Genomic DNA, 24210 nt, shown 5'->3' with positions numbered 1-24210 from the left:
ACCTTCCGCGTGGATCAGTGTTCGGTTACTGAAACGCTGGAGATTGAACCGGTGAGATTTCTTTCTCTCGTGGACAGTTCGGCGCCTACCCGGCGGGCGATGTCCTTGTAGCGCCTTGCCACTTCCGAGTCTGGCTCGGCTACCACAGAGGGGGTGCCGCCGTCAGTCTGTTCACGGATGGTCATGTGCAGCGGGAGCTGGCCGAGAAGTGTAGTGTCGTACTCTTCGGCGATGCGTTCGCCGCCGCCGTGGCCGAACAGGGGCTCTTCGTGGCCACAGTTGCTGCAGATGTGGACGCTCATGTTTTCAACCACGCCCAGCACCGGGATTTCCACCTTGCGGAACATTTCGATGCCTTTCTTGCCGTCCAGCAGAGCGATGTCCTGCGGGGTGGTGACGATGACGGCTCCGGTGACCGGGACTTTCTGGGCGATGGTCAGCTGGATGTCGCCGGTGCCGGGGGGCATGTCGATGATCAGGTAGTCCAGCTCGTTCCACAGGGTCTGCTGCAGCAGCTGCATGACGGCGCCGCTGACCATGGGGCCACGCCAGACCATGGGGGTTTTGTCGGTCACCACGAAGGCCATGGAGTTGGCCTGCAGGCCGTGGGCGTCCATGGGCACGAAGTATTTGTTTTCGCGGGTGTCCGGGCGCTTGCCTTCGGGCACGCCCAGCATCATGCCGATGCTGGGGCCGTAGATGTCGGCGTCGAGGATGCCCACGCGGGCGCCTTCGGCCTGCAGCGCCAGGGCCAGGTTGACGGCGGTAGTGGATTTACCCACACCCCCTTTGCCGGAGGCAACGGCGATGATGTTCTTCACTCCAGGTACGGACTGGATGTCTTTCTGGCCCTTATGGGAGTAGATGCGCTGCCCCACGTGGACCTCCACACTTGCAACGCCCTCGACGTCGCCCAGGGCGTTGGTGAGCAGTTCTTTCAGTGCACCGGCGATACCTTTAGACGGGTATGGCAGCTCGATCATGGTAGTGACGCTGCCGCTGTCATCTGCCTTCAGTGACTTCACTGCGCCAAGTTCGTACAGGTCCTTCCCGAGGTAGGGGTCGCGGTACTGTTTTACGGCGGTTTCAAGTGCCTGCTGTGAAATCTGTGCCATCGTGTTCTCCGGGATAAAGCGCTGAAAGCAGGTGTTTCGGATGAAAAAACTTTGCTTGGAAGGTATCATCTGAGCCCGTTTCTGGCCATAAGGAGTTTTGACCCTGAACAAGGCCGGCAAACACGTACGCCCAACTCCTGACGAATGAAGGTTCGGACCAAACATGACGCAAGCGAGTTCACAGCAACAGCGCGATATTCTGGTAACCAGCGCCCTGCCATACGCCAATGGCCCCATCCACCTGGGCCATCTGCTGGAGTATATTCAGACCGATATCTGGGTGCGCTATCAGAAAATGCGTGGCCAGAACTGCTACTACGTTTGTGCGGATGACGCCCACGGTACCGCCATCATGCTGCGGGCAGAGCGTGAGGGAATCTCGTCCGAGAACCTGATCGACCGAATCAAGGACGAGCACCAGCAGGATTTCAGCGGGTTCCATATCCGCTTCGACAACTATTACACCACCCACTCCGATGAGAACCGGCAGTTTTCGGAATATATTTACCGCCAATTGCAGGAAAACGGCCATATCGCCACCCGCAAGATTACCCAGGCGTACGATCCTGAAAAGCAGATGTTCCTGGCGGACCGTTTTATCAAGGGCACCTGCCCCAAGTGCAAGACCGAAGACCAGTATGGTGATAACTGTGAAGCCTGTGGTGCCACCTATACCCCGGCGGAGCTGATCAACCCGGTTTCGGCGGTTTCCGGCGCAACACCCATTGACAAGGAATCGGAGCACTATTTCTTCCGCCTGCCGAAGTTTGCGGATTTTCTCGCCAACTGGACCCGCAGTGGCACCCTGCAGCCCCAGGTGGCCAACAAACTGGCCGAGTGGCTGGATGCCGGCCTTCAGGAGTGGGACATCAGCCGCGACGCGCCCTACTTCGGGTTCGAGATTCCCGATGCGCCGGGCAAGTATTTCTATGTGTGGCTGGATGCCCCCATCGGTTACCTGGCCAGCTTCAAGAACCTGTGCAACCGGGAAGGCATCGATTTCGAGCATTTCTGGAAAGCGGACTCCACCGCCGAGGTCTATCACTTCATCGGCAAGGACATCATCAACTTCCACGCCCTGTTCTGGCCGTCCATGCTGCACAGCGCCGGCTTCCGCACCCCGAGTGCGGTGTGGGCCCACGGTTTTGTCACGGTGAATGGTAAAAAGATGTCCAAGTCCCGGGGCACCTTTATCATGGCTCGTACCTATCTGGACCATCTCAATCCCGAGTACCTGCGCTATTACTTCGCCGCCAAGCTCACCGGCAGCGTCGATGACATGGACCTGAACCTGGACGATTTCGCCGCACGGGTTAATTCAGACCTGGTGGGCAAGGTAGTGAACATCGCCAGCCGCAGCGCCGGGTTTATCACCAAGCGCTTTGACGGCCAGCTTGGCGTGGTCACCGAGCACAGCAAGCTGAAAGAGTTCATTGAGGCGGGTGACGAAATCGCGGATTTCTATGAGTCCCGGGAATTCGGCCGTGCCATGCGGCGGATTATGGAACTGGCGGATATCGCCAACCAGTACGTCAACGACGAGCAGCCCTGGGTAATCGCCAAACAGGACGGCCAGGACGATAACCTGCAGGCCATCTGTACCAACGCCATCAACATGTTCCATCTGCTGATGACCTACCTGGCGCCGGTGCTACCGGAAACCGCAAAAGCTTCCGAGGCGTTTCTGAACGCCCCTCTGGACTGGAACAAGCGGGACCAGAGGCTGGAGAACCACGGCATCAACAAGTTCAAACCACTGATGAACCGGGTGGAGATGGCACAGATCGAAAAAATGCTGGACGCCTCCAAAGCAGAACTGCCCGCGGCAACCGGACAACCAGCGCCAGATTCCGAGCTCGAGCCGATTGCTGATGAAATAGAATTTGGCGATTTCGCGAAAGTGGATCTTCGGGTCGTTAAAATTGTCAAAGCGGAACACGTGGAAGGAGCCGACAAACTTCTTCGCCTCACCCTTGATGTAGGGCATGGCGAACGCAACGTGTTTGCTGGTATCAAGTCTGCATACAAGCCGGAAGATCTTGAGGGGCGCCTGACGGTGATGGTTGCCAACCTCAAGCCCCGGAAAATGAAGTTTGGCATGTCCGAGGGAATGGTTCTGGCAGCGGGCCCCGGAGGCAAGGATATCTTTATTCTGTCTCCGGATTCTGGTGCTACACCCGGCATGCGTATTATGTAACGACCGGCAGGCGGGTCAATGGAGCAAGGCGAATGGCCGACTATCTGCTGATTCTGGTCAGCACCATTCTGGTGAACAACTTTGTGCTGGTTCAGTTCCTGGGGCTGTGCCCGTTCATGGGCGTTTCCGGAAAGCTGGAAACAGCCATGGGGATGTCCCTGGCAACGACGTTTGTGCTGACACTGGCGTCGGTGTGCAGTTACCTTGCCTATACCTACCTGCTGGAACCACTGGACCTTGCCTTCCTGCGGACGATTACCTTTATCCTGGTAATTGCCGTGGTGGTTCAGTTCACCGAAATGGTGGTACGCAAGACCAGCCCGCTTCTCTATCGCGTACTGGGCATCTTCCTCCCCCTGATCACGACCAATTGTGCCGTCCTTGGGGTTGCTCTGCTCAACATAAACAGGAACAACAATTTCGTTGAGTCGGTTTTGTATGGGTTCGGTGCAGCCGCCGGTTTTTCCCTGGTTCTTGTCCTGTTTGCCGCCATGCGAGAACGTATTGCCGTCGCGGATGTGCCGGTGGCGTTTCGGGGGGCTGCCATCGGGCTGGTAACAGCGGGGCTGATGTCACTGGCGTTTCTGGGCTTCAGCGGCCTGGTCACCGTTTGACCGGGCAGCAGGATTAGGAGTAGCGCGATTATGTGGACAGGCATTCTTGTTGCCGTTGTGGTTCTTCTGGCCCTCGCTGTTGTGTTTGGTGGCCTGCTCGGCTTTGCTGCCGAACGCTTCAGGGTGGAAGGCAACCCACTGGCCGACCAGATTGACGCGCTGTTGCCGCAGACACAATGCGGGCAATGCGGCTATCCGGGTTGCCGCCCCTACGCTGAATCCATCGCGGAAGGCGGCCCCATTAACAAATGCCCTCCCGGCGGTGAATCCACCATCAAGGCCCTGGCGGATCTGCTCGATGTGGAGCCGGAACCCCTGGATGCCGAGCATGGCTCCGAACAGGTCAAACGAGTTGCTGTTATTCGGGAGGACGAGTGTATCGGCTGCACCAAATGCATTCAGGCATGCCCGGTCGATGCCATTCTCGGAGCCGCCAAACATATGCACACGGTCATTGAAAGCGAATGCACCGGCTGCGACCTCTGCGTGGAGCCCTGCCCTGTCGATTGCATCGACATGGTGACTGTGGAACCGGATATCCGCACCTGGACCTGGACACCGCCGGCACCGAGACTCATTGCCACTGACCGCCAGGGAGCCAGTGCCTGATGAACCAGCTTTGGGATTTCTCCGGTGGCATTCATCCTCTGGAACACAAAGACATTTCAACGGCTCGCCCGATTCGCCGCTGTGGGACTCCGGAGCGACTGATATTGCCGCTGCAGCAACACATCGGCGACCCGGCGCAAGCGATTGTTGGGATCGGCGACCAGGTCCTCAAGGGACAGAAGATCGCCGATGTCAAAACCGGCATGGGCGTTCCCGTGCATGCGCCAACATCCGGTGTCATAGAAAGTATTATGGAACATCCCGTTCCCCATCCCTCTGGAATGGCTGACTGGTGCATTACCCTGAAGCCCGATGGCAAGGACCAATGGTGTTCCCGAAATCCCGTGGGCGACTTTCACACCCTCAGTCGCGACCAGGTTCTGCAGATTATCCGGAACGCTGGCATTTCCGGCATGGGAGGGGCGGGCTTTCCAACCGATATCAAACTCAGGCCTCCGCGGGATCGCAAGGTAAACACCCTGATTCTCAACGGCGCTGAGTGCGAGCCCTACATCACCGCCGATGACATGACCATGCGGGAAAAAGCCGACGAGGTTGTTGCCGGGCTCAAGGTCATGGCCTGGATTCTACGTCCGGAACGCTGCGTTATTGGCGTGGAGGACAACAAACCGGAAGCCATTGCCGCCCTGCGTAAGGCAGCCGAGGGCACACAGACTGAAATTGCCGTTATCCCGACAAAGTACCCATCCGGCGGCGAGAAACAACTGATTCAGGTTCTGACCGGCATGGAAGTACCCAGCGGCGGCATACCAGCGGATATCGGGGTTATGTGCCAAAACATCGGAACCGCCGTTGCCGTGGCACAGGCGGTTTACCAGGACACACCACTGATCTCCCGGATTGTTACCATCACCGGGGAAGCGGTTCACGAACCGGGTAATTTCGAGGTTCTGATTGGCACACCCATTGAGTACCTGCTGGAGCAGGCTGGCGTGCAACAGGATAAACTCAGCCGACTGGTCCTTGGCGGACCGATGATGGGCTACACGCTCTCAACCGAAGCAGTCCCGGTGATTAAAACCACCAACTGCATCATTGCCGCCACTGCCACCGAGCTGTCCGCTCCACCGCCCGAGCAGCCGTGTATCCGCTGTGGTGAGTGTGCCGAAGTCTGCCCCATGGAGCTGCTTCCACAGCAGCTTTTCTGGTACTCCAAGGCCACTGAATTTGAAAAGGCGGAGCACCTGAACCTGTTCGACTGCATCGAGTGCGGCGCCTGTTCCTACGTGTGTCCGAGCTCAATCCCCCTGGTTCAGTACTATCGCTTTGCCAAGGACGAAATTCGCGTTCAGCGCGCGGAGCAACTGAAATCCGACCGTGCCCGCGAGCGTTTCGAAGCGCGCCAGGCACGCCTCGAAAGGGAGAAGGAAGAGAAAGAGCTTCGTCGCAAGGAACGGGCAAAGGCTGCGGCCGAAGCACAGGCCAATAAACAGGCCGAGGCAAAGAAAGCGGCAGCTGACGGTGAGGCAGTTGATGAACGAGCGGCCAAATCTGCTCTGGTCGAGCAGGCCCTGGCCCGCAAAAAGGCAAAAGCCGAGGCAAGCCAGCCGTCACCGGCAGGCCAGCCCACTGCGGAAAAGCCGGATATAGAGGCATTGGAAAAGCAACTCAGCCAGGCCCAGTCCAAACTGGCAACCATGCAGGGCATGCTTGATGAAGCGAAGGCGCAACAGGCGGATAACGTGGAGAAGCTTGAGCGCGCCGTGGCGAAAAACCACGACCGGGTAAAACGGGCTGACGAGGCACTGACCGAAGCCCGAAATACGATGGCCACCCGGCCGACCGAATCCCAGTCCACCGACTAAACGGAATCAGGCACGACACTCATGGCGTTTGTTCAGCAGTCTTCACCCCATGCCCACAGGGCCCGACCAACATCCCGTGTGATGCTATGGGTCATGATCGCGGCATTGCCCGGCCTGTTCGCCCAGACCCTGTTTTTCGGTTGGGGCAATCTGATCAATGTGGTGTTTTGCGTTGCCGTTGCCGTTGCCTCGGAAGCAGCTTTACTTCGGATCAGGAAAAAACCAATCGGCTTTTTTATCAGAGACAACACCGCCGCTGTTACCGGATTGCTCCTCGGCCTTTCTTTGCCGCAATTTGCGCCCTGGTGGGTATCGGCGGTTGCAGTCATCTCCGCTGTTGTCGTTGCCAAACAGCTGTATGGCGGTCTCGGCTCCAACCCTTTCAACCCGGCAATGGTAGGCTATGCGTTGGTGCTCGTTTCATTTCCCGTGGCCATGACAACCAACTGGGCAGAACCGGCCATGCTCTGGGGAGGTGCCCCGGGCTTCGGCGAAACTCTGGCAACCATCGCCTCGGGCCAGCAGACCGCAATTGACGGCTGGACCATGGCAACGCCCCTTGATGAGTACAAGCACAAAATCACCACCCGCACAGCGAGCGAGGTGCTTGCTCACCCGACGTTCGGTGATGGCATCGCCAAAGGCTGGGAATGGGTGAATGCCGCTTTCCTTGCGGGTGGCCTGTTGCTGATCGGCCTGCGCATCATCACCTGGCATATTCCGGTCGGTTTTCTCGGTGGCCTTATTCTGATGAGCCTCGCCTTCGGCAATAACGCGGACCTGTACGCCCCCCTGTCGCTGCATTTACTGGCCGGGGGCACCATGCTTGGGGCCTTCTTTATTGCCACCGACCCGGTCTCTGCGGCAACCAGCCATCAGGGCAAACTGATCTACGGCGCAGGGATCGGCATCCTGATCTACCTGATCCGCACCTGGGGCAACTACCCGGACGCCGTGGCCTTCAGCGTTCTGTTGATGAACTTTGCCGTACCATTCATCGACCACTACACACCACCGCGGACCTATGGCCATCACAAGCCCCGCCGTGGTGTTCCGGGCAGTCAGGGGTAACACATGACAGCCATCGCACAATCTGTCCGTCGCAGCGCCATCGGGCTTGGCTTGTTTGCCGTTATTACCGGTGGCACCATTGCCCTGACACAGGCGATAACCAAAGAACGAATACAGGAGCAAGCCGCCCGTGCGGAGGCACAGGCCTTGTTCGAAATTATCCCGGAAAGCCAGCACACGAACGACCTGCTCAGAGATACCGTGCAACTGCCCGCCAGTGAGCGCCTGACCCGGCCAGATCCCCTGACCGTCTGGGTAGCCCGGCAGGATGATCGACCGGTCGGCATGATCATGCCCATCGTCGCGCCCGACGGTTACTCCGGCAACATACATCTGCTGGTTGGTGTCAATATGCAGGGCACCATCCTCGGCGTCCGGGTAACCAGCCACCGGGAAACCCCCGGACTGGGTGACCGTATCGAAACCAAAAAGTCGGACTGGATCAAGGAATTCGAAGGCAAGTCTCTGGGCCAACCGCCCCACCGGGAGTGGAACGTGAAGAAAAACGGTGGCGATTTTGACCAGTTCACTGGCGCCACGATCACCCCGCGTGCCGTCGTCAAGGCTGTTCAGAAAGCGCTGCTTTATTTCCGCGAGAATCGCGAGATCATCCGGGAGCGGCTCAATGAGGAACCGTCCCTGAGGGACAAGACACTGAACCCGGAAGCGATTGCCGGCGAATCGTCCAATACGGAGCATTCCTGATCATGGCAACCAAACCATCCAGCGAAATCATCCACGACGGACTCTGGAACAACAATCCGGCACTGGTTCAGGTGCTCGGGCTATGCCCATTGCTGGCGGTGACCAGCACCGTTGTTAATGCCATAGGCCTTGGCCTGGCAACCCTGATGGTGCTTATGGGCTCCAACCTTGCAGTGTCGCTGATCCGCAATTTCGTCAGTGAGTCCGTGCGCCTGCCAGCTTTTGTGATGATCATCGCCTCGTTCGTAACCTGTGCCGAACTGCTGATGCAGGCATTCACCTACGAGCTCTACCAGATACTGGGCATCTTCATACCACTGATCGTGACTAACTGCACGATTCTGGGCCGGGCGGATGCCTTTGCTTCCAGAAACCCACCAGGCGCCGCCCTGCTGGATGGAACCATGATGGGAATTGGGTTCCTCGCGGTTCTGATCGTACTCGGCGGTATGCGGGAACTCATCGGCCAGGGAAGCCTGCTTGTAGACATGAACCTGCTGCTCGGCCCTGTTGCTGCTGACTGGGTGATACGTCCGTTCGAAAATTATCCGGACATGCTTTTCATGGTTCTTCCCCCCGGCGCCTTTGTTGGGCTGGGCCTGCTCATTGCCCTCAAAAATGGCATCGACAACCACCTGGAAGAGCGCCGCAAGGCCAGGGAGCCAGCACCGATAACCTCCGGAAGCAGGCGGGTCCGGGTTACCGGCAACATCTCCTGAATACATGGCTGCATTAGATTGAGAACTAATGAATAAACAAAAGCGCATTGAAATTTTTACCCGGCTTCGGGACGCCAATCCGAATCCGACCACCGAACTGAACTACGCCAGCCCGTTTGAGTTGTTGATCGCGGTGATTCTGTCCGCCCAGGCCACGGATGTGGGAGTGAACAAGGCGACGGCAAAACTCTATCCTGTCGCCAATACGCCTGAGAAGATACTGGCGCTGGGAGTGGACGGGCTGAAGGAGTACATAAAAACCATCGGGCTTTTTAACAGCAAGGCCGAAAACGTCATCAAAACCTGCCGCGCCCTGATCGAAAACCACGGAGGGCAAGTACCTGACAAACGGGAAGATCTGGAAGCACTGCCGGGTGTAGGACGCAAGACCGCCAACGTGGTTCTTAACACAGCCTTCGGGCAGCCAGCCATGGCAGTGGACACCCACATTTTCCGGGTCTCTAACCGCACCGGTATTGCCCCGGGCAAGAATGTCGTGGAAGTGGAAAAGCGACTGATGCGAGTAGTGCCGAAGGGGTTTCTGCTGGACGCCCATCACTGGCTGATACTGCACGGCCGTTACACCTGCACGGCCCGAAAGCCCAAATGTGGGGCATGCATTATCGAGGATCTTTGTGAGTTCAAACAGAAAAGGGATTACATGGAGTAGAACCAGCGTCCCCACCGGGGAAGCTGGCACGCTACCGGGCTATTATCGCTGACCCAGCATTTTCTCTTTCAGGTCCTCCTGTGCGGGCTCATCAGACAGCCAGATGCCGAACAGTGCCTTCTTGAATTCCAGGTCACCAATGGTGCCACGCGCCTCCCCGTTTTTGAGGACACGGACACCTTCACCGGGCAGATAGACCAGGTCGAAAGCGTCACCATCCTTAATCTCCTCGGAAAATACATCGAGGAAGGTATCGACATCGTTCTGAATGGCAGACAGATCGCCATCGGTGGAGTTTTCAAACCCTTCCATGGTGGCTGATTTCATCTTGTCGCTGGTGATCATTCCGGAGATGATATGCAAGGTAATCGCCTGGGGCTCATCCGCATTAATAATGGCCTGGCCATCGCTAATCGTCTTTGGCACATAAAGACCACCGATGTAGAGGTCCATAAACCACTTGGAGCGGGTGCCCGCGCCATTCAGCTTGAGCTCGGTGTCCATAGCCGAATAGGTATCCGGCAGGTCTACACCCTCCACCGTCAGAGCGGTAGCCGGGGCTGACAGTGCTGCTGTCAGAAGTAGTGAGGCAAATCCTGTTGATAAGGCCTTCTTCATCGTCCCGTCCTTATTGATCGTTATTATTGAATGTCTTGTCACTATTTGCCGGAGTTCGACACCCTTATCCCCCTCCAGCCGTGCAAGTTTAACAGGGAGCAAACCGACGCTTACGCCGGCTGGTTCTCATTTGGCAGCGCAAAAAAAACCGGCCCGCTGACAGCAGGCCGGTTTTTTGTCAGGCAGAACCTGTTATTTGAAGAGCATGGTTCCTGACAGACCTTCTTTTTCCAGAATCTCGCGAAGACGACGAAGAGCCTCAACCTGAATCTGCCTTACCCGCTCGCGGGTGAGGCCGATTTCCTGGCCAACCTCTTCGAGAGTGCTGATAGGGTACCCTCTCAATCCGAACCGGCGGGAGAGAACTTCCTGCTGCTTGTCGCTGAGCTGGTCGATCCACTTCTCGACGCAGGAGCACATGTTATTGTCCTGCAGCAGGTCAGCCGGGTCTGATGCGCCTTCATCTGCAACGGTGTCCAGCAGGGACTTCTCACCACCGCTACCGATGGGTGTGTCCATGGAGGCAACCCGCTCATTCAGCCCAAGCATTCGCTTTACGTCGGCTACGGGCTTATCGACCATTGTTGCAATTTCTTCCGCAGACGGCTCGTGGTCCAGCTTCTGGGTCAGTTCCCTGGCTGCACGCAGGTAAAGGTTGAGTTCCTTGACCACATGAATGGGAAGACGAATGGTACGGGTCTGATTCATGATCGCCCGCTCAATGGTCTGCCGAATCCACCAGGTCGCATAGGTGGAGAATCGAAAGCCCCGTTCCGGATCAAATTTCTCCACAGCCCGGATCAGACCCAGATTGCCTTCCTCGATCAGGTCCAGCAGCGTCAGACCGCGGTTGACGTAGCGACGGGCAATTTTGACCACCAGCCGCAAGTTGCTTTCAATCATCCGCTTTCGGCCGGATTCTTCGCCTTTACGGGCAAGCCGTGAAAAATAGACTTCCTCTTCGGGTGTCAGAAGGGGGGAAAAACCGATTTCGTTGAGATAAAGCTGAGTGGCATCGAGCTGCTTCTGGCTGGTGAAATAGCGACCCTGGGCCGGAATATCGTCTTCTGTTTCAACCGCTTCAACTTCCGCGGTCTCTTTCTCTTCTACCTTGTCTTCTGCTAACAGCTGATCGTCTGCATCCTCGACGTCGGATACACGATCGATAATGAGTTCTTCATGCTCTGCTGACATAACTCTTGCCCCGCCTTTCAATGATCCTGGATATTCGCTCACGTTTTCTTGTTATTGCGAGCGCCTGCTGTTATTCGATTTCTTGTTCAGGACATTTATTGCTAGCTACCGGTAGCAGGTTTGTGTCGGAAATCCGCCTCATCGGGGTGGGAGATAGTGTGCGGGATCTACAGGGTTGCCATTTTTCCGGATTTCAAAATGCAACCTGGGTCGATCCGAGCCACTGTTTCCCATTTCAGCGATGACCTGTCCGGCTTTTACATCCTCCCCTTCCTGCACCAAAATCTTCCGGTTGTGTGCGTAAGCACTCAAATAGTGCTCACTGTGGTTCACTATAATCAGGTTGCCGTATCCAAGTAATCCGCTTCCGGCATAGACGACATTACCGCTTGCCGCTGCTCTTACAGAGTCCCCTTCTTTTCCAGCAATATCAATACCTTTATTGACTTTCCCGGATGTCGAATAACCTGCAATTACGGTGCCAACGTGCGGCCAGCGCCAATTGACGCTGGCGACGGTCTGGGTCTGCCCCGTCAACGGCGACGACCTGTCCGGTGCTTTCGAAACTGACGGCTTCGGCTCAGACTCAGGTGTCTTCTGACGGGAAACGCTCGGAGCAGACGGCTTCGGTGAAGAAGAGGCCGCGGGTTTCGTATTGCTCCGATTATCTCTGGACGATGTGACATTCCCGCGAACATCCAGCCTGAGAACCTGCCCTGCCTTGATGTTAAACGGGGGCGATATACCGTTGGCATCGCCGAGTTCCCGATAATCGCGACCATACCGCCAGGCAATGCTGTACAGGGTCTCGCCCGGTTTGACCACATGCCTGCCCCAATACACCGGCGGGTTGTATATGTCGTCCTGATAGAGGGCCTGGGTGTTACAGCCACTGAGGAGAAAAGGAACCATTACAAGGCTGAGCAGTAACAACGGTAAGCCGCGATGAGGGCCCCGCTTTTTCGAACACGGGAAAACAGGGGCACCGGAGGGGAGCCGCGGGAGAGCTGCCTTTGCAGTGATAATAAACCCACGCACTAATTTGAAAAGAATAAAAATATGCCCGTTATTGGAAATTCGTATAAAAAATACGGCAGTTTATAAAGTGTTGTGAGTAACCTGCTAATTTATTGCACATTTTGGACAGGAAACCAAGTTACCTGCTTGTTGTGTTTGTTACCGGTCGAAACACCTTTCATGAGCAAAAAGTAACACTTCGTCTCGATAAACCTGTGAACTACTTGGCAAATCTGATCTGAATCCATGTTTGAGGATGATGATTGTCAGGCCGCTCTTTTTCCCCCGGCCCAATCTACCAGCAATACCAGCACCAGGCCCGCTGAGGCGCAGATCAAAGCGACCACCAGTTGCGGGTCATGTCCTGTCATCTCAGCATAGCCCAGCGGGCTGATGCTCGACTCGTTAAGGGGCACCTGCTCACCAGCGCTGTTGGTCCGCCAACTCAGGGTTTCTTTCCAGGGCCAGACCTTGTTCAGTGCGCCCACCATAAAGCCGGTAAGCAGGGCCAGAACCGGATCGTGAAAGCGCTTGAACGCCCAGGTTATGAGCCTGGCAACAGACAGCAGCCCCAGGAGGCACCCGGCAACGAAGATCAGCAGCGTTCCGAAATCCAATGCACGTATAGCATCCAGTACAGGGACATACATGCCCAGAACAACCAGAATAAAGCTACCTGAAATGCCCGGGAGTATCATGGCACAGATCGCCACGGCCCCGGCTCCGAAAAACACCATGGGCGAGGGTGCGATCTGACTGACGGGTAAGGTAGTCACCCACCAGGCAAATATCGTCCCGGCAAGAAACGGTAGAATGAGCACGGGGAGATAATAACGAACCTGACGGCCCACGTGCCAAACAGACGCCACAATCAGACCAAAGAAAAAACTCCAGATAAGAATGGGATATTCGGTCAGGATAAAACTGATGGCGGATGCCAGCGTCGCAATACTGACGACAATTCCCAGCAGCAGGCTCGAAAGAAAAGTGCCGTCACAAGCGTCCCAGAACGCCTTTACCCTGCCCCGGACCAGGTGCGTGAAAACTGCCTGGGGGATCGCGCCGATGGCCTCCAGCAGCCGGAAGTAAATGCCGGTAATGAAAGCAATGGTTCCACCGGAAACACCAGGCACAATATCCGCAGCGCCCATGGCCATGCCCCGCAGAAACACTGCGAAAGGACGGTGGGAACGTGCCGGTTCGGTCGAGTCCTGTACCTGGGGCTCTTGGGTCACCGCACAACCCCGCCCAGAAGAGGGACAAAGTTGACAGGCTCGATATCTGTGGTTTCAAACCGGTCACCATGGCGAACCATTTCCACCAACATCTGGGTTCCTTCCCCAACTGGCGCAACAATCACACCACCGTCCGCAAGCTGCTCCCTGAGCTCGGAGGGGATTTCCCGGGGAGCAGCTGTGACAATAATACCGTCAAATGGACCCTGATCCGGCCAACCCATGCCACCGTCGGCATGCTTGAGCATGGCATTGCGCAGGCCAAGTTGGCGTAGTCTGTCCCGTGCCCTGTCCTGAAGTGGCTTGATTCGCTCGACGCTGAATACCTGATCGACTAGCCGGGACAGGATGGCGGTCTGGTAACCGGAACCGGTACCCAGTTCCAGCACCTTGCGGGGCTTGTGCCGCATCAACGCCTCTGTCATTCGCGCCACAATGTAAGGCTGGGAAAGGGTCTGGCTGTAACCGATGGGCAATGACGTGTCTTCGTAGGCCCGGTGGGCAAGGGCTTCGTCCAGGAAGATATGACGCGGGGTATCAGACATCGCCTGCAACACCTGCTCATCATTGATACCAGCTTCCCTCAGCCTCTGTATCAACCGCATGCGGGTTCGGCGTGATGTCATGCCGATACCATCAATTGCTGCGACCATCAGCGCCCCTCCCGTTCCGACAGCAGCCCAACCCACTCCCGCAAGGGTGAAAGCACTTCGTGCCTGGTCATATCCACATGAACAGGGGTAATCGACACATAATTCTCACGAATAGCGTTGAAATCAGTACCCGGGCCGGCATCATTGCCTTCGCCAGCGGCGCCGATCCAGTAACGGGCCTTGCCCCGCGGGCACGTCATGGGGACGGCGCCCTCGGCCCGTCCACGATGGCCCAGGCGGGTAACGCGGAAGCCCGCTATCTCTTCCCAGGCAACATCAGGAACATTCACATTGAGAATGCAGCGGGGCCCGAGAGTGAGCGGATCCTGACTTTCCAGTAACACCCGGACGACCCGCGCCGCAGTTTCATAATGAAAGCGTCCCTCATTGACCAATGACACTGCGATAGCCGGCAACCCCAGGTTCCTGCCTTCTGTGGCAGCAGCAACGGTTCCGGAGTAGATAATGTCATCTCCGAGATTGGCGTGGGTATTGATGCCCGACACCACCCTATCAAAAGGTTTGTCGAACAGACCGTTCACCCCCAGATGAACGCAGTCTGTAGGCGTGCCATCCACCGAACGGAAACCGTTCGGGTGATCTTCAACCGTTAACGGCCGGTTCAGTGTTAACGCGTTACTGGCGCCGCTGTGGTCGCGATCCGGCGCCACGACTTCCAGATCCCCCAAGCCCGCAAGCCCCTCGTAAAGAGCCTGCAAACCGGGTGAATGAACGCCATCATCATTGGACAACAGAATTCGCACAATTTTCTCCGCTAGCTTTGATTACCCGTACTAATGGTGGCATCGATTATGTCGAACACATCGCTCAACAGACTCGTCGCATATTGCCCGGGCGACAGCCGGAATTTCAGCTGCAACTGGTCACTATCCTGCCATTGCCACTCAAGCCCTTCCGGCACCATTCTCAGTGGCCGACGTTCAGGCTTCATGCGTGTCGTGGCAAAAACCGCTGCCAGATCAGGATGCCTGGCAACCACCGCACGCTCGATCTCGCCCTGCACCGAGACTGCATCCGTTCCGCCGTCACCCCAAAGCGGACCCGTAATTATTATATCCTGATCCTCACCGGCGCCGGGCTCACCTTCGAGAGGTTCCAGCCAGCTGCCGTTCTGTACACGGAAGGCAAGCACCTCATTGAATAACCAGGAACGTGCCGCCGAAAAGTACAATACGTTTTTACTGTCGCCACTGCCAGAGGTTGAACGCCCTCTTCCCCGCTTTTTGGCATTGCGTGCACCGCGACGATTCAGCTTTGAAGGGTCCATTGTCAGGGCGCGGTCCAGATTGGCTCCATTATGACCAAATCGCTGTGGTCCGAAGTAATTGGGACACCCCACGTCCCGCAGCCTGCCCAGGGCCCTGTCTATGGCATCCGGGTCGCCGACCACATCGTGCAGCACCAACTCGAAAAAGTTACTCCGATGGTCACCCCGGCGCAGCTTTCGCGACTGCCTGTGATGCTGGATCACGCGCCAATTCCGTGCCACTTCCGTGACAAACTCGGCATCTTCACTTTCCTGGCCAGGGCGGTAAACACTGAACCACTGGCGGGTAACGGCGTGGCGATCCTTGAGCCCGCAAAAGCCCACATCGAAATGGCGACAGCCAGAGAAAGTGGCCAGTTGACGTGCGACATAATCGGTATTGTCGCCACGTTTCTCCAGACGAATGCAGAGATGCTCACCACCGCGCTCGGGGTCATCCGGCAACGGCAGGTCCTCATCCACGAAAAAGTCCTCGGGACTGGACTTGAGCACCGCGCTGGCCACCCGACTGCCGCCTGAGGTAGGCCAGTCAAGTCGCCACTCAGACTTCTCCGGGGTTGTGTCCGCGACGTCGATCATGGGGATACCGCCTCAAGCAGACAGATGGCCTGACAGGCGATCCCCTCCCCTCGACCCGTAAAGCCCAGCTTCTCGGTTGTGGTTGCCTTGACACTGATCCGGCTGGCAGGAATGGCCAGGTCCTCAGCAATATTGAGACGCATAGCTTCGATATGGGGAGCCATTTTTGGATCCTGGGCGATAATGGTAGCGTCCACATTACCAACCACAAATCCCTCATCCATAACGCGATCGATCACCCGGCGCAGCAAATCCCGGCTATCCGCACCGGCCCACTCATCACTGGTATCCGGAAACAGATGCCCGATGTCTCCCAGCGCCGCAGCACCGAGCAGCGCGTCAGCCAGGGCATGCAGCAGCACGTCTCCATCAGAGTGCGCCCTGAGCCCTTGGCTGAAGGGAATACGGACGCCGCCGAGGGTGACATTGTCGCCCTCGCAAAATGCATGGACATCAAAACCTTGTCCGATTCGCATAGTGTCACTTCCTTTTCAAGATAAAGCCGGCGAGGGCCAGATCGGCAGGTACGGTAATCTTTATGTTATCCGGTCTCCCCTCCACGATACAGGGCGCCTGCCCGGCAAACTCGATTGCGGAAGCTTCATCAGTTACCGGATATCCTGAATCTATGGCACTCTCAAGTGCCTGCTTCAGTGCCAGGAAACGGAACATCTGGGGAGTCAGTGCGCGCCAGAGATCGCTACGGTCTATTGTTGCCTCAACCTCATGGCTTCCAGGCCCGGTACGCTTGAGGGTATCCGTCACTGGCGTTGCCAAAAAGCCTCCCACCGGATGATCCTTCAGCTCGGTTAACAACCGCATGAGATCATCGGGATGAAGGCAGGGCCGAGCAGCATCGTGAACCAGAACCCAATCGTCATCCCTCGCACGATCAGCAAGCGCCTCCAGAGCAGCCAGTACTGACTCTGAACGTTCGGCACCACCAATACAGGTATTGATACGACCGTCTTTGCTGGCATCTGTTTCCCGCCACCATTGGTCATTGGGCCCTGTAGCAACCACGCACCCGGCGAAAGCAGCGTTATCCAGCAAACTGGAAAGCGTGATATCGACAACGAAGCGTTGACTCAGCCGAAGATACTGTTTGGGGCAATCGGCCTTCATTCGCTTGCCTGAACCTCCAGCGGGGACGATCAGCCAGTAGCGGGGTTTACTCATGAACGTGGTCGGCTTTGCAAGGTCTGGTTTTTGGCTGATTACTGCTCAACCACCAGGAAGAAGGTTTCATCGTTACGGATCAATCCCAGGTTCATGCGCGCCCGCTCCTCTACCGCTCCTTTCTCTCCGCGGAGATTGCGGACCTCGGCATAAAGGCGGTCATTGCGGACGGCCAGCTCGGCATTTTCCTCGCGCTGCTCGGCTACGGACTTTTCCAGCCCCCATACCTGGGCAAAACTCCCCTCTCCAACCCACAGGCGCACCTGCAACAGAAGAATAAGAATTATCATGATGGACCAAAGCAACTTCATTGCGAATTCCGTTTACGATGTGACAGCCGGACAGTCAGTATAGACCTTAGTGTAGTTTAGCAACAAGTTCTGCTAACCAGTTGTACAAAAAGGCCATCGTGCTTCTACATTCCAGAACCACGATGGCCTTTTCAGATCCGTTACCTGTCGGTATCCCGCCCGACAGGTAATCCTGACCCCGGGAAGGTCAGCCCTGGCCCTTGATTTCACTCAGGCCACGGTAGGGCGCACTGCCATCCAGGGCTTCCTCGATACGAAGCAGCTGATTGTACTTGGCAACCCGGTCGGAGCGGCACAAGGAGCCAGTCTTGATCTGGCCGGCACAGGTGGCTACGGCCAGGTCGGCAATGGTGGTGTCCTCGGTCTCACCGGACCGGTGGGAAATAACCGCCGTGTACCCGGCATCCTGGGCCATTTTGATGGCATCCAGAGTTTCGCTCAGGCTGCCGATCTGGTTGAACTTGATGAGGATGGAGTTGCCAATGCTCCTGTCGATCCCCTGCTTCAGGATCCTGGTGTTGGTTACGAACAGGTCGTCACCCACCAACTGCACCTTGTCGCCCAGTTTCTCGGTCAGCACTTTCCAGCCTTCCCAATCGCTCTCGTCCATACCGTCTTCAATGGAGATGATGGGATACCGCTCGCACAACCCGGCCAGGTAATCGGCAAAGCCGGCAGAGTCGAAAGACTTGCCCTCACCGGAAAGCTGGTACTGGCCATCCTTATAGAACTCGGAAGACGCACAATCCAGCGCCAGAGTCACATCGGTACCCAGCTTGTAACCGGCCTTCTCCACCGCTTCCTGAATCACCGCCAGGGCACCTTCGTTGGAAGGCAGATCCGGTGCAAAGCCACCTTCATCACCGACCGCAGTGTTCAGGCCCTTGCTGTTGAGAACCTTCTTCAACGCGTGGAAAATCTCGGCACCGATACGCAGTGCCTCGGCGAACGACTTGGCCGCCACCGGCTGGATCATGAATTCCTGGATATCAACGTTGTTATCGGCGTGCTCGCCACCGTTGAGGATATTCATCATCGGCACTGGCATGCTGTATTTGCCGGAGGTGCCGTTCAGGTCCGCAATGTGCGCGTATAGCGGCTTACCCAGAGATATGGCAGCGGCCTTGGCGGCGGCCAGGGAGACGGCCAAAATCGCGTTGGCGCCCAGATTCGCCTTATTTTCAGTGGCATCCAGATCCAACATGACCTTGTCAAGGGCCCGCTGGTCGGCCGCGTCTTTGCCAATTAGAGAATCACGGATTTTCGTATTTACCGCTTCAACTGCCTTGAGTACACCCTTTCCCAAGTAGCGACTTGCATCTTTATCCCGAAGTTCCAGTGCTTCACGGGAACCGGTGGAAGCGCCAGAAGGCGCACAGGCGCTGCCAACGGTTCCGTCTTCAAGAATCACATCAGCTTCAACCGTAGGGTTTCCACGGGAGTCCAGTACTTCCCTGCCTTTAATATTGGCAATCTTGGTCATTCGTCTCTGTCTCCAAGTTTGATTTCAAATTGGGAGCAAGAGCGAGCGGGAACGGCCCTACGAAAAACGCTACGAGCACATCCATGTGCGCTTGGGCTCCGCCATCCATGGCTCCGCACATTTTCGTAGAGCCGTTCCCGCTCACTCCCATAGTCCTTCTGGAACGCAAAAACCGCCAATCAGGCGGTATTCAGTGGCTCAAAACTTTTAACAAGGTCATCAACGGCTTTCACCCGCGCCAGGAATGGTTCCAGCTGGCTAAGGCGAAGAGCACAGGGGCCGTCGCACTTGGCCTGATCCGGATCGGGATGGGCCTCCAGGAACAGACCGGCCAAGCCCTGGGACATACCCGCCAAGGCCAGATCAGTTACCTGGGCACGGCGGCCACCAGCGGAATCAGCACGCCCACCAGGCATCTGCAATGAATGGGTCACATCGAACATGACTGGAACATTCATCGACTTCATGATGCCGAAGCCGAGCATATCCACAACAAGGTTGTTATAACCGAAGCTGCTGCCCCGCTCACACAGGATCACCCTGTCGTTTCCCGCCTCTTCGCACTTCTTGATGATGTGCTTCATCTCCTGAGGTGCCAGAAACTGGGCCTTTTTGATGTTGATAACAGCACCGGTTTCCGCCATGGCGACGACCAGGTCCGTCTGACGGCTCAGGAAGGCCGGCAGTTGGATGATGTCGCAGACTTCTGCAGCGGGTGCGGCCTGCTCAGGCTCGTGGACGTCAGAGATGATGGGAACGCCGAATTTGCTTTTGATGTCCGCCAATATCTGCAGGCCCTTCTCCAGGCCGGGACCACGGAAGGAATGGACGGAAGAGCGGTTGGCCTTGTCGAAGGAGGCTTTGAATACGTAGGGAATGCCGAGCTTGCTGGTGGCCTCGACATACGCCTCGGCCACTTCCATGGCCATTTCCCGGGATTCCAGCACATTCATGCCACCGAACAGCACGAACGGCTTATCGTTGGCGACTTCGATTCCCGAGACGTTAACCGTACTCTGCGCCATGGTCAGGATTCCTTTTTACGGGCCAGTGCTGCCTCGACAAAGCCCTTGAACAACGGATGACCGTCCCTGGGAGTGGAGGTGAATTCCGGATGGAACTGGCAGGCCACAAACCAGGGATGGTCGGGCACTTCCACGACTTCTACCAGTTTGCCGTCGGTTGAGCGGCCGGAGATTCTCAGGCCGGCGCCCTCAAGTTGCGGCAGGAAATGGTTGTTGACCTCAAAGCGGTGACGGTGGCGCTCACGGATGGTCTTGCGTCCGTAACAGTTGGCAATGGTAGAGCCTTCTGTCACCACGCAGTCCTGTGCGCCCAGACGCATGGTGCCACCCAGATCGGATTCTTCAGTGCGCTCTTCCTTCTCTCCACTGGCATCCAGCCATTCGGTAATCAGCCCCACCACCGGCTCCGGTGTGTGCTCACGGAATTCGGTGCTGTGGGCGTCTTTCAGACCTGCAACGTTGCGAGCATATTCGATAACAGCTACCTGCATACCCAGACAGATACCAAGATAAGGGACCCTGTTTTCGCGGGCGTACTGCACGGTGCGGATTTTGCCTTCCACTCCGCGCTCACCAAAGCCACCCGGTACAAGTATGGCATCAGCACTCTCGAGCGCACCTGTGCCATCACGCTCAATGTCCTCAGAATCAATGTAGTTCATCCGGACCTTGGTGCGGGTCTTGATACCCGCATGGAGCAGCGATTCAATCAGGGACTTGTAAGCGTCCAGCAGTTCCATGTACTTGCCGACCATGGCGATAGTGACTTCATGCTCCGGATTCATCAGGGACTCGACCACCGCATCCCATTCACTCAAATCCGCCGGGCTGGCATCAATCCCGAAACGCTCGATGACCAGCTGATCCAGACCGAATTCGTGCAGCATGCGTGGAATGGCGTAGATGGATTTGGCGTCCTGAAGCGGGATGACTGCCCGCTCTTCCACGTTGGTGAACAGGGCAATCTTGCGGCGTGAGCTGGCGTCTACCTCGTGCTCGGAACGACACAGCAGGATATCCGGCTGCAGACCGATGGAGCGCATTTCCTTGACTGAATGCTGGGTGGGCTTGGTCTTGATCTCACCGGCAGTTGCAATATAAGGAACCAGGGTAAGATGCATGAACAGCGCACGCTGGGGGCCTACTTCCACTTTCAGCTGACGACAGGCTTCCAGGAAAGGCAGTGATTCGATGTCGCCCACCGTACCGCCGATCTCGATCATTGCCACGTCGGCACCGGAAGCGCCCTCGACGACTCGGCGCTTGATCTCGTCGGTAATGTGGGGAATCACCTGAACCGTGCCACCGAGGTAATCACCACGGCGCTCTTTACGAATAACTTCTTCGTAAACTCGACCCGTGGTGAAATTGTTCCGGCGCAACATCGGCGTGCGGATAAACCGCTCGTAATGCCCCAGGTCAAGATCAGTTTCCGCGCCATCTTCGGTGACAAAAACCTCACCATGCTGGAACGGGCTCATGGTGCCGGGGTCCACGTTGATGTATGGATCCAGCTTGAGAATAGTGACCTTCAGGCCGCGTGCCTCGAGGATCGCGGCCAGAGAGGCCGATGCGATACCTTTCCCCAAGGAGGACACGACACCGCCGGTGACGAAAATATAACGCGTCATGCAGATTCCGTGATTTGTCTGGTTCGGTGAAGGAGGGAGATTATCATCTCAAGATGGGACGCCAGACTACCAGAAAGACCTCATCTTCTCAATGTCATTCCCGCTCCACAACAATCCGCCAACCACTTGCCGGGGCGCCCCCACAGTATTTGCCGGAAAGCCATAAATCGCCAACCCCGACCAGCTCTTCCTTGCCATTCTTTACCTCCAGGAGCAAAGGCAGCCTGGCTCTATCCCAAGGCGGAATATTATTTTCCTGCAGCCAGTTCTTGAGGGATTTTGAGGGGCCATCGGGGTTTGGCCGAATGCGTTCTCCCCCTGCCCTCGTAGATACTCGTATTTCCGGCGCTCCGGTTTTGCATTCGCCGGACGCTGTCAGCGTTACTCGCCATTCGCCCCACACCAGCGGCTGACCCGCAACCAGAGGAAGCCTGTCAGAGGGCAACGGCTGTCGGACCGGCACCAGATGCAGATAGCCCTGGTACCTGCGGATAACAAAGCCAGAGCCCCGCAACTCCGGCTCACGATCTGCCGGGGCATTCAGCAAATCACCCAACACCTGCGGCCAGTCGGCCATCGCCGGTGGTTCCTGATGAAAGTGCCTGATCCACCAGCGCAACAGATTTTTCTGCTCCGCCACGGCAAGACTCCCCAGTGCCTTAACGGCCAGAGCACCCTGCTCATCAGCGCACTGCTGAAAACGAATGCCGGCCAGTCTTCCGGCCAATTCGTCGCTCTCACGGCAGGAATCAGCACTATGCCGTATGCGGTTGATCAATGATGGCCAGCGCGTCTTGAGCAGCGGAATGACAGCCAGGCGAAGAAAATTGCGATCAAAACGCTCATCGATATTGCTTGGATCATCCACCCAGTCGATGCCATTTTCCGTAGCCCAGGCCTGAAGTTCCCGGCGACTGAAATCCAACAACGGCCTGTACAGCCTACCCTTTCCCAAAGGTCGTGAGCGTGGCATGCCTCCCAGGCCGATCACGCCGGTTCCTCTTAGCAACCGGAACAGCACCGTCTCAGCCTGATCATCACCATGGTGAGCCATCAACATCAACTCACCTGGTGTGAGAATTTCCTCAAACACCTGGTAGCGGGCATTGCGGGCAGACTCTTCAATACCACTGGCAGAGTTACGCGAGTCCTGATCTGCAGCATTTACAGTCACGCGCCGGATATCAAGAGGCACACCGAGTACACCACAGAGCTGTTGACAGAAACGCTCAGTTTGCCTGGCATTGGGCTGCAGCTGATGATTTATATGGACGGCAGACAACTGACCGGTTGCGCCGTAGAGCCTGGCGGCAACATGGAGAAGCAGAACAGAATCCATTCCTCCGCTAAGTGCAATCCGCAACCGTGAATGGGAAGGCAGGTTCCTGACCGGGGCACAGAGGGCCGCCGGCCAGTCACGTCCGGAGCCGGTGCTACCGGCCCGTGTCATATCGTGTCAAACGCTCATAGCGGCGGGAAACCAGTTCTTCTGTCGGCAGACGACAGAGTTCGGCAATGCCTTTCGACAGCGTCTTGCGAAGAGATTCCGCCATTTTATCCGGATCACGATGGGCGCCACCCAGCGGTTCGGTGATCACATTGTCAGCCAGGCCGAGATGTTTGAGCCGGTCAGCAGTAACCCCCATGGCCTCAGCTGCCTGGGACGCAAATTCTGCGCTTTTCCAGAGAATGGAAGCGCAGCCTTCCGGCGAGATAACCGCGTAGGTGGAATACTGCAACATATTGAGCTGGTCACAGACACCGATCGCCAGCGCACCACCTGAGCCACCCTCACCTACAACGGTAGAGATGATTGGTGTTTTCAGGCGAGACATCACTGCCAGATTGAAAGCAATCGCTTCACTCTGGCCGCGCTCCTCGGCACCGATGCCTGGATAGGCGCCCGGCGTATCGATAAACGTCAGGATGGGCATGCGGAAGCGTTCGGCCATCTCCATCAGCCTCAGGGCCTTGCGGTAGCCCTCCGGGCGCGGCATGCCAAAATTGCGCTTTACCTTGTCGCGTACTTCCCTGCCCTTCTGGTGGCCGATTACCATCACCGGCTTGCCGTCCAGGCGAGCAGTACCTCCAACAATAGCCTGGTCGTCGGCGTACCGACGGTCACCATGCAACTCGTCGAAATCGTCAAAAATCATCTCGACGTAGTCGAGGGTGTAAGGCCGGCGTGGATGGCGCGCCAGTCTCGATACATCCCAGGGTTTGAGGTCCGAGAAAATGCTTTCCGTCAGGCTTACGCTCTTCTTGCGTAGACGGTTGATCTCATCGGTAATATTGATGTCGGTGTCATTGCCCACCATGCGAAGCTCTTCAATCTTGGCTTCAAGGTCGGCGATAGGCTGTTCGAAATCCAGATAGTTAGGGTTCATGATGTTCCATCATTTGCTTGCAAGGCGAGAATGTAATTCGCCAAACCAGAATTTTGGACAAAGATAGCAGCGCCCGGGCCCTGG

General features: G+C 56.7%; 24 protein-coding genes. 8 read left to right on the top strand and 16 right to left on the bottom strand.

From position 1 onward, the window contains the following. Positions 1-14 precede the first annotated feature (14 nt). Complete coding sequence (apbC, locus tag M8010_RS14990) at positions 15-1115, bottom strand: iron-sulfur cluster carrier protein ApbC (protein WP_250092900.1); 1101 nt, start codon at positions 1113-1115, stop codon at positions 15-17. A 163-nt stretch (positions 1116-1278) separates the two neighbouring features. Here apbC and metG point away from each other — a divergent pair, with 163 nt between their 5' ends. From metG to nth, 8 genes are read left to right on the top strand one after another with little or no spacing between them, the layout of a single operon-like run. Next, entirely contained in the window at positions 1279-3312 is a 2034-nt protein-coding gene (gene metG, locus M8010_RS14985) for a methionine--tRNA ligase (protein ID WP_250092893.1), read from the top strand. Positions 3313-3344: 32 nt separating this feature from the next. Further along, positions 3345-3926, top strand: coding sequence for an electron transport complex subunit RsxA (rsxA, locus tag M8010_RS14980; protein ID WP_250092890.1), 582 nt, complete (start codon positions 3345-3347; stop codon positions 3924-3926). Between the two features lie 30 nt (positions 3927-3956). Further along, positions 3957-4535: an electron transport complex subunit RsxB gene (gene rsxB, locus M8010_RS14975; RefSeq protein ID WP_250092888.1), complete on the top strand. Its 579-nt coding sequence runs from the start codon at positions 3957-3959 to the stop codon at positions 4533-4535. Further along, positions 4535-6361 carry an electron transport complex subunit RsxC gene (gene rsxC / locus M8010_RS14970; protein WP_250092887.1) on the top strand — a complete coding sequence of 609 codons (1827 nt, stop codon included), beginning with the start codon at positions 4535-4537 and terminating at the stop codon, positions 6359-6361. The genes rsxB and rsxC overlap by 1 nt, the downstream gene beginning before the upstream one ends. Positions 6362-6382: 21 nt before the next feature. After that, entirely contained in the window at positions 6383-7432 is a 1050-nt protein-coding gene (rsxD, locus tag M8010_RS14965; protein WP_250092885.1) for an electron transport complex subunit RsxD, read from the top strand. A 3-nt stretch (positions 7433-7435) separates the two neighbouring features. Then, positions 7436-8137 (top strand): electron transport complex subunit RsxG, encoded by a 702-nt coding sequence (rsxG, locus tag M8010_RS14960; protein WP_250092884.1) that lies wholly within the window; start codon positions 7436-7438, stop codon positions 8135-8137. A gap of 2 nt (positions 8138-8139) precedes the next feature. Then, the gene (locus tag M8010_RS14955) at positions 8140-8856 is read left to right on the top strand and encodes an electron transport complex subunit E (RefSeq protein WP_250092882.1); all 717 of its coding nucleotides are present in this window, start codon (positions 8140-8142) and stop codon (positions 8854-8856) included. A 28-nt stretch (positions 8857-8884) separates the two neighbouring features. Then, a complete protein-coding gene (gene nth / locus M8010_RS14950; protein ID WP_250092880.1) occupies positions 8885-9526 on the top strand; it encodes an endonuclease III in 642 nt (213 codons plus the stop codon). A 42-nt stretch (positions 9527-9568) separates the two neighbouring features. Here the strand turns inward: nth and M8010_RS14945 are convergent, their stop codons facing one another. The 15 genes from M8010_RS14945 to accA form a co-directional block, all read right to left on the bottom strand. Beyond that, positions 9569-10144 carry a chalcone isomerase family protein gene (locus M8010_RS14945; RefSeq protein ID WP_250092869.1) on the bottom strand — a complete coding sequence of 192 codons (576 nt, stop codon included), beginning with the start codon at positions 10142-10144 and terminating at the stop codon, positions 9569-9571. A gap of 192 nt (positions 10145-10336) precedes the next feature. Next, positions 10337-11338, bottom strand: coding sequence for an RNA polymerase sigma factor RpoS (gene rpoS / locus M8010_RS14940; RefSeq protein WP_250092862.1), 1002 nt, complete (start codon positions 11336-11338; stop codon positions 10337-10339). 138 nt (positions 11339-11476) lie between these two features. Next, the gene (locus tag M8010_RS14935) at positions 11477-12250 is read right to left on the bottom strand and encodes a peptidoglycan DD-metalloendopeptidase family protein (protein WP_250093602.1); all 774 of its coding nucleotides are present in this window, start codon (positions 12248-12250) and stop codon (positions 11477-11479) included. 371 nt (positions 12251-12621) lie between these two features. Further along, positions 12622-13512, bottom strand: a complete 891-nt coding sequence (locus M8010_RS14930) for a DUF368 domain-containing protein (RefSeq protein WP_349666114.1) — start codon at positions 13510-13512, stop codon at positions 12622-12624. 74 nt (positions 13513-13586) lie between these two features. Continuing rightward, positions 13587-14243, bottom strand: a complete 657-nt coding sequence (locus tag M8010_RS14925; protein WP_250092860.1) for a protein-L-isoaspartate(D-aspartate) O-methyltransferase — start codon at positions 14241-14243, stop codon at positions 13587-13589. Continuing rightward, complete coding sequence (surE, locus tag M8010_RS14920; RefSeq protein ID WP_250092859.1) at positions 14243-15007, bottom strand: 5'/3'-nucleotidase SurE; 765 nt, start codon at positions 15005-15007, stop codon at positions 14243-14245. The genes M8010_RS14925 and surE overlap by 1 nt, the downstream gene beginning before the upstream one ends. 11 nt (positions 15008-15018) lie before the next feature. Next, positions 15019-16110 (bottom strand): tRNA pseudouridine(13) synthase TruD, encoded by a 1092-nt coding sequence (gene truD, locus M8010_RS14915; RefSeq protein ID WP_250092857.1) that lies wholly within the window; start codon positions 16108-16110, stop codon positions 15019-15021. Then, complete coding sequence (ispF, locus tag M8010_RS14910) at positions 16107-16586, bottom strand: 2-C-methyl-D-erythritol 2,4-cyclodiphosphate synthase (RefSeq protein ID WP_250092851.1); 480 nt, start codon at positions 16584-16586, stop codon at positions 16107-16109. The genes truD and ispF overlap by 4 nt, the downstream gene beginning before the upstream one ends. Before the next feature lie 4 nt (positions 16587-16590). Next, the gene (gene ispD / locus M8010_RS14905) at positions 16591-17289 is read right to left on the bottom strand and encodes a 2-C-methyl-D-erythritol 4-phosphate cytidylyltransferase (protein ID WP_250092849.1); all 699 of its coding nucleotides are present in this window, start codon (positions 17287-17289) and stop codon (positions 16591-16593) included. Between the two features lie 38 nt (positions 17290-17327). Continuing rightward, on the bottom strand, positions 17328-17600 hold the full coding sequence (locus M8010_RS14900) for a septum formation initiator family protein (RefSeq protein WP_250092843.1): 273 nt from the start codon (positions 17598-17600) through the stop codon (positions 17328-17330). A 187-nt stretch (positions 17601-17787) separates the two neighbouring features. Further along, a complete protein-coding gene (eno, locus tag M8010_RS14895; RefSeq protein WP_250092839.1) occupies positions 17788-19083 on the bottom strand; it encodes a phosphopyruvate hydratase in 1296 nt (431 codons plus the stop codon). Positions 19084-19262: 179 nt separating this feature from the next. Beyond that, a complete protein-coding gene (gene kdsA, locus M8010_RS14890; protein WP_250092834.1) occupies positions 19263-20108 on the bottom strand; it encodes a 3-deoxy-8-phosphooctulonate synthase in 846 nt (281 codons plus the stop codon). Positions 20109-20110: 2 nt separating this feature from the next. Then, positions 20111-21739, bottom strand: coding sequence for a CTP synthase (gene pyrG, locus M8010_RS14885; protein ID WP_250092829.1), 1629 nt, complete (start codon positions 21737-21739; stop codon positions 20111-20113). A 94-nt stretch (positions 21740-21833) separates the two neighbouring features. After that, a complete protein-coding gene (tilS, locus tag M8010_RS14880) occupies positions 21834-23189 on the bottom strand; it encodes a tRNA lysidine(34) synthetase TilS (protein WP_284048145.1) in 1356 nt (451 codons plus the stop codon). Continuing rightward, the gene (accA, locus tag M8010_RS14875; protein ID WP_250092825.1) at positions 23173-24126 is read right to left on the bottom strand and encodes an acetyl-CoA carboxylase carboxyl transferase subunit alpha; all 954 of its coding nucleotides are present in this window, start codon (positions 24124-24126) and stop codon (positions 23173-23175) included. Before accA ends, tilS begins: the two co-directional genes overlap by 17 nt. Positions 24127-24210 lie beyond the last annotated feature (84 nt).

The organism is Marinobacter sp. ATCH36 (genome assembly GCF_023555055.1).
Classification (GTDB): Bacteria; Pseudomonadota; Gammaproteobacteria; order Pseudomonadales; family Oleiphilaceae; genus Marinobacter.
The sequence above is the reverse complement of the archived record's forward strand: the minus strand, read 5'-3'. Positions and strand labels throughout refer to the sequence as shown.

What these genes read in the sequence shown, in the direction of transcription:
- M8010_RS14925 (WP_250092860.1), bottom strand. Translation starts at nt 14,243, where the DNA reads ATGGTCGCAGCAATTGATGGTATCGGCATGACATCACGCCGAACCCGC.
- M8010_RS14935 (WP_250093602.1), bottom strand. Translation starts at nt 12,250, where the DNA reads ATGGTTCCTTTTCTCCTCAGTGGCTGTAACACCCAGGCCCTCTATCAG.
- ispF (WP_250092851.1), bottom strand. Translation starts at nt 16,586, where the DNA reads ATGCGAATCGGACAAGGTTTTGATGTCCATGCATTTTGCGAGGGCGAC.
- M8010_RS14930 (WP_349666114.1), bottom strand. Translation starts at nt 13,512, where the DNA reads ATGGCCATGGGCGCTGCGGATATTGTGCCTGGTGTTTCCGGTGGAACC.
- nth (WP_250092880.1), top strand. Translation starts at nt 8,885, where the DNA reads ATGAATAAACAAAAGCGCATTGAAATTTTTACCCGGCTTCGGGACGCC.
- truD (WP_250092857.1), bottom strand. Translation starts at nt 16,110, where the DNA reads ATGATCGACGTCGCGGACACAACCCCGGAGAAGTCTGAGTGGCGACTT.
- rsxB (WP_250092888.1), top strand. Translation starts at nt 3,957, where the DNA reads ATGTGGACAGGCATTCTTGTTGCCGTTGTGGTTCTTCTGGCCCTCGCT.
- ispD (WP_250092849.1), bottom strand. Translation starts at nt 17,289, where the DNA reads ATGAGTAAACCCCGCTACTGGCTGATCGTCCCCGCTGGAGGTTCAGGC.
- rsxD (WP_250092885.1), top strand. Translation starts at nt 6,383, where the DNA reads ATGGCGTTTGTTCAGCAGTCTTCACCCCATGCCCACAGGGCCCGACCA.
- rsxA (WP_250092890.1), top strand. Translation starts at nt 3,345, where the DNA reads ATGGCCGACTATCTGCTGATTCTGGTCAGCACCATTCTGGTGAACAAC.
- metG (WP_250092893.1), top strand. Translation starts at nt 1,279, where the DNA reads ATGACGCAAGCGAGTTCACAGCAACAGCGCGATATTCTGGTAACCAGC.
- accA (WP_250092825.1), bottom strand. Translation starts at nt 24,126, where the DNA reads ATGAACCCTAACTATCTGGATTTCGAACAGCCTATCGCCGACCTTGAA.
- rsxG (WP_250092884.1), top strand. Translation starts at nt 7,436, where the DNA reads ATGACAGCCATCGCACAATCTGTCCGTCGCAGCGCCATCGGGCTTGGC.
- rsxC (WP_250092887.1), top strand. Translation starts at nt 4,535, where the DNA reads ATGAACCAGCTTTGGGATTTCTCCGGTGGCATTCATCCTCTGGAACAC.
- M8010_RS14945 (WP_250092869.1), bottom strand. Translation starts at nt 10,144, where the DNA reads ATGAAGAAGGCCTTATCAACAGGATTTGCCTCACTACTTCTGACAGCA.
- apbC (WP_250092900.1), bottom strand. Translation starts at nt 1,115, where the DNA reads ATGGCACAGATTTCACAGCAGGCACTTGAAACCGCCGTAAAACAGTAC.
- eno (WP_250092839.1), bottom strand. Translation starts at nt 19,083, where the DNA reads ATGACCAAGATTGCCAATATTAAAGGCAGGGAAGTACTGGACTCCCGT.
- kdsA (WP_250092834.1), bottom strand. Translation starts at nt 20,108, where the DNA reads ATGGCGCAGAGTACGGTTAACGTCTCGGGAATCGAAGTCGCCAACGAT.
- pyrG (WP_250092829.1), bottom strand. Translation starts at nt 21,739, where the DNA reads ATGACGCGTTATATTTTCGTCACCGGCGGTGTCGTGTCCTCCTTGGGG.
- tilS (WP_284048145.1), bottom strand. Translation starts at nt 23,189, where the DNA reads ATGACACGGGCCGGTAGCACCGGCTCCGGACGTGACTGGCCGGCGGCC.
- M8010_RS14955 (WP_250092882.1), top strand. Translation starts at nt 8,140, where the DNA reads ATGGCAACCAAACCATCCAGCGAAATCATCCACGACGGACTCTGGAAC.
- rpoS (WP_250092862.1), bottom strand. Translation starts at nt 11,338, where the DNA reads ATGTCAGCAGAGCATGAAGAACTCATTATCGATCGTGTATCCGACGTC.
- M8010_RS14900 (WP_250092843.1), bottom strand. Translation starts at nt 17,600, where the DNA reads ATGAAGTTGCTTTGGTCCATCATGATAATTCTTATTCTTCTGTTGCAG.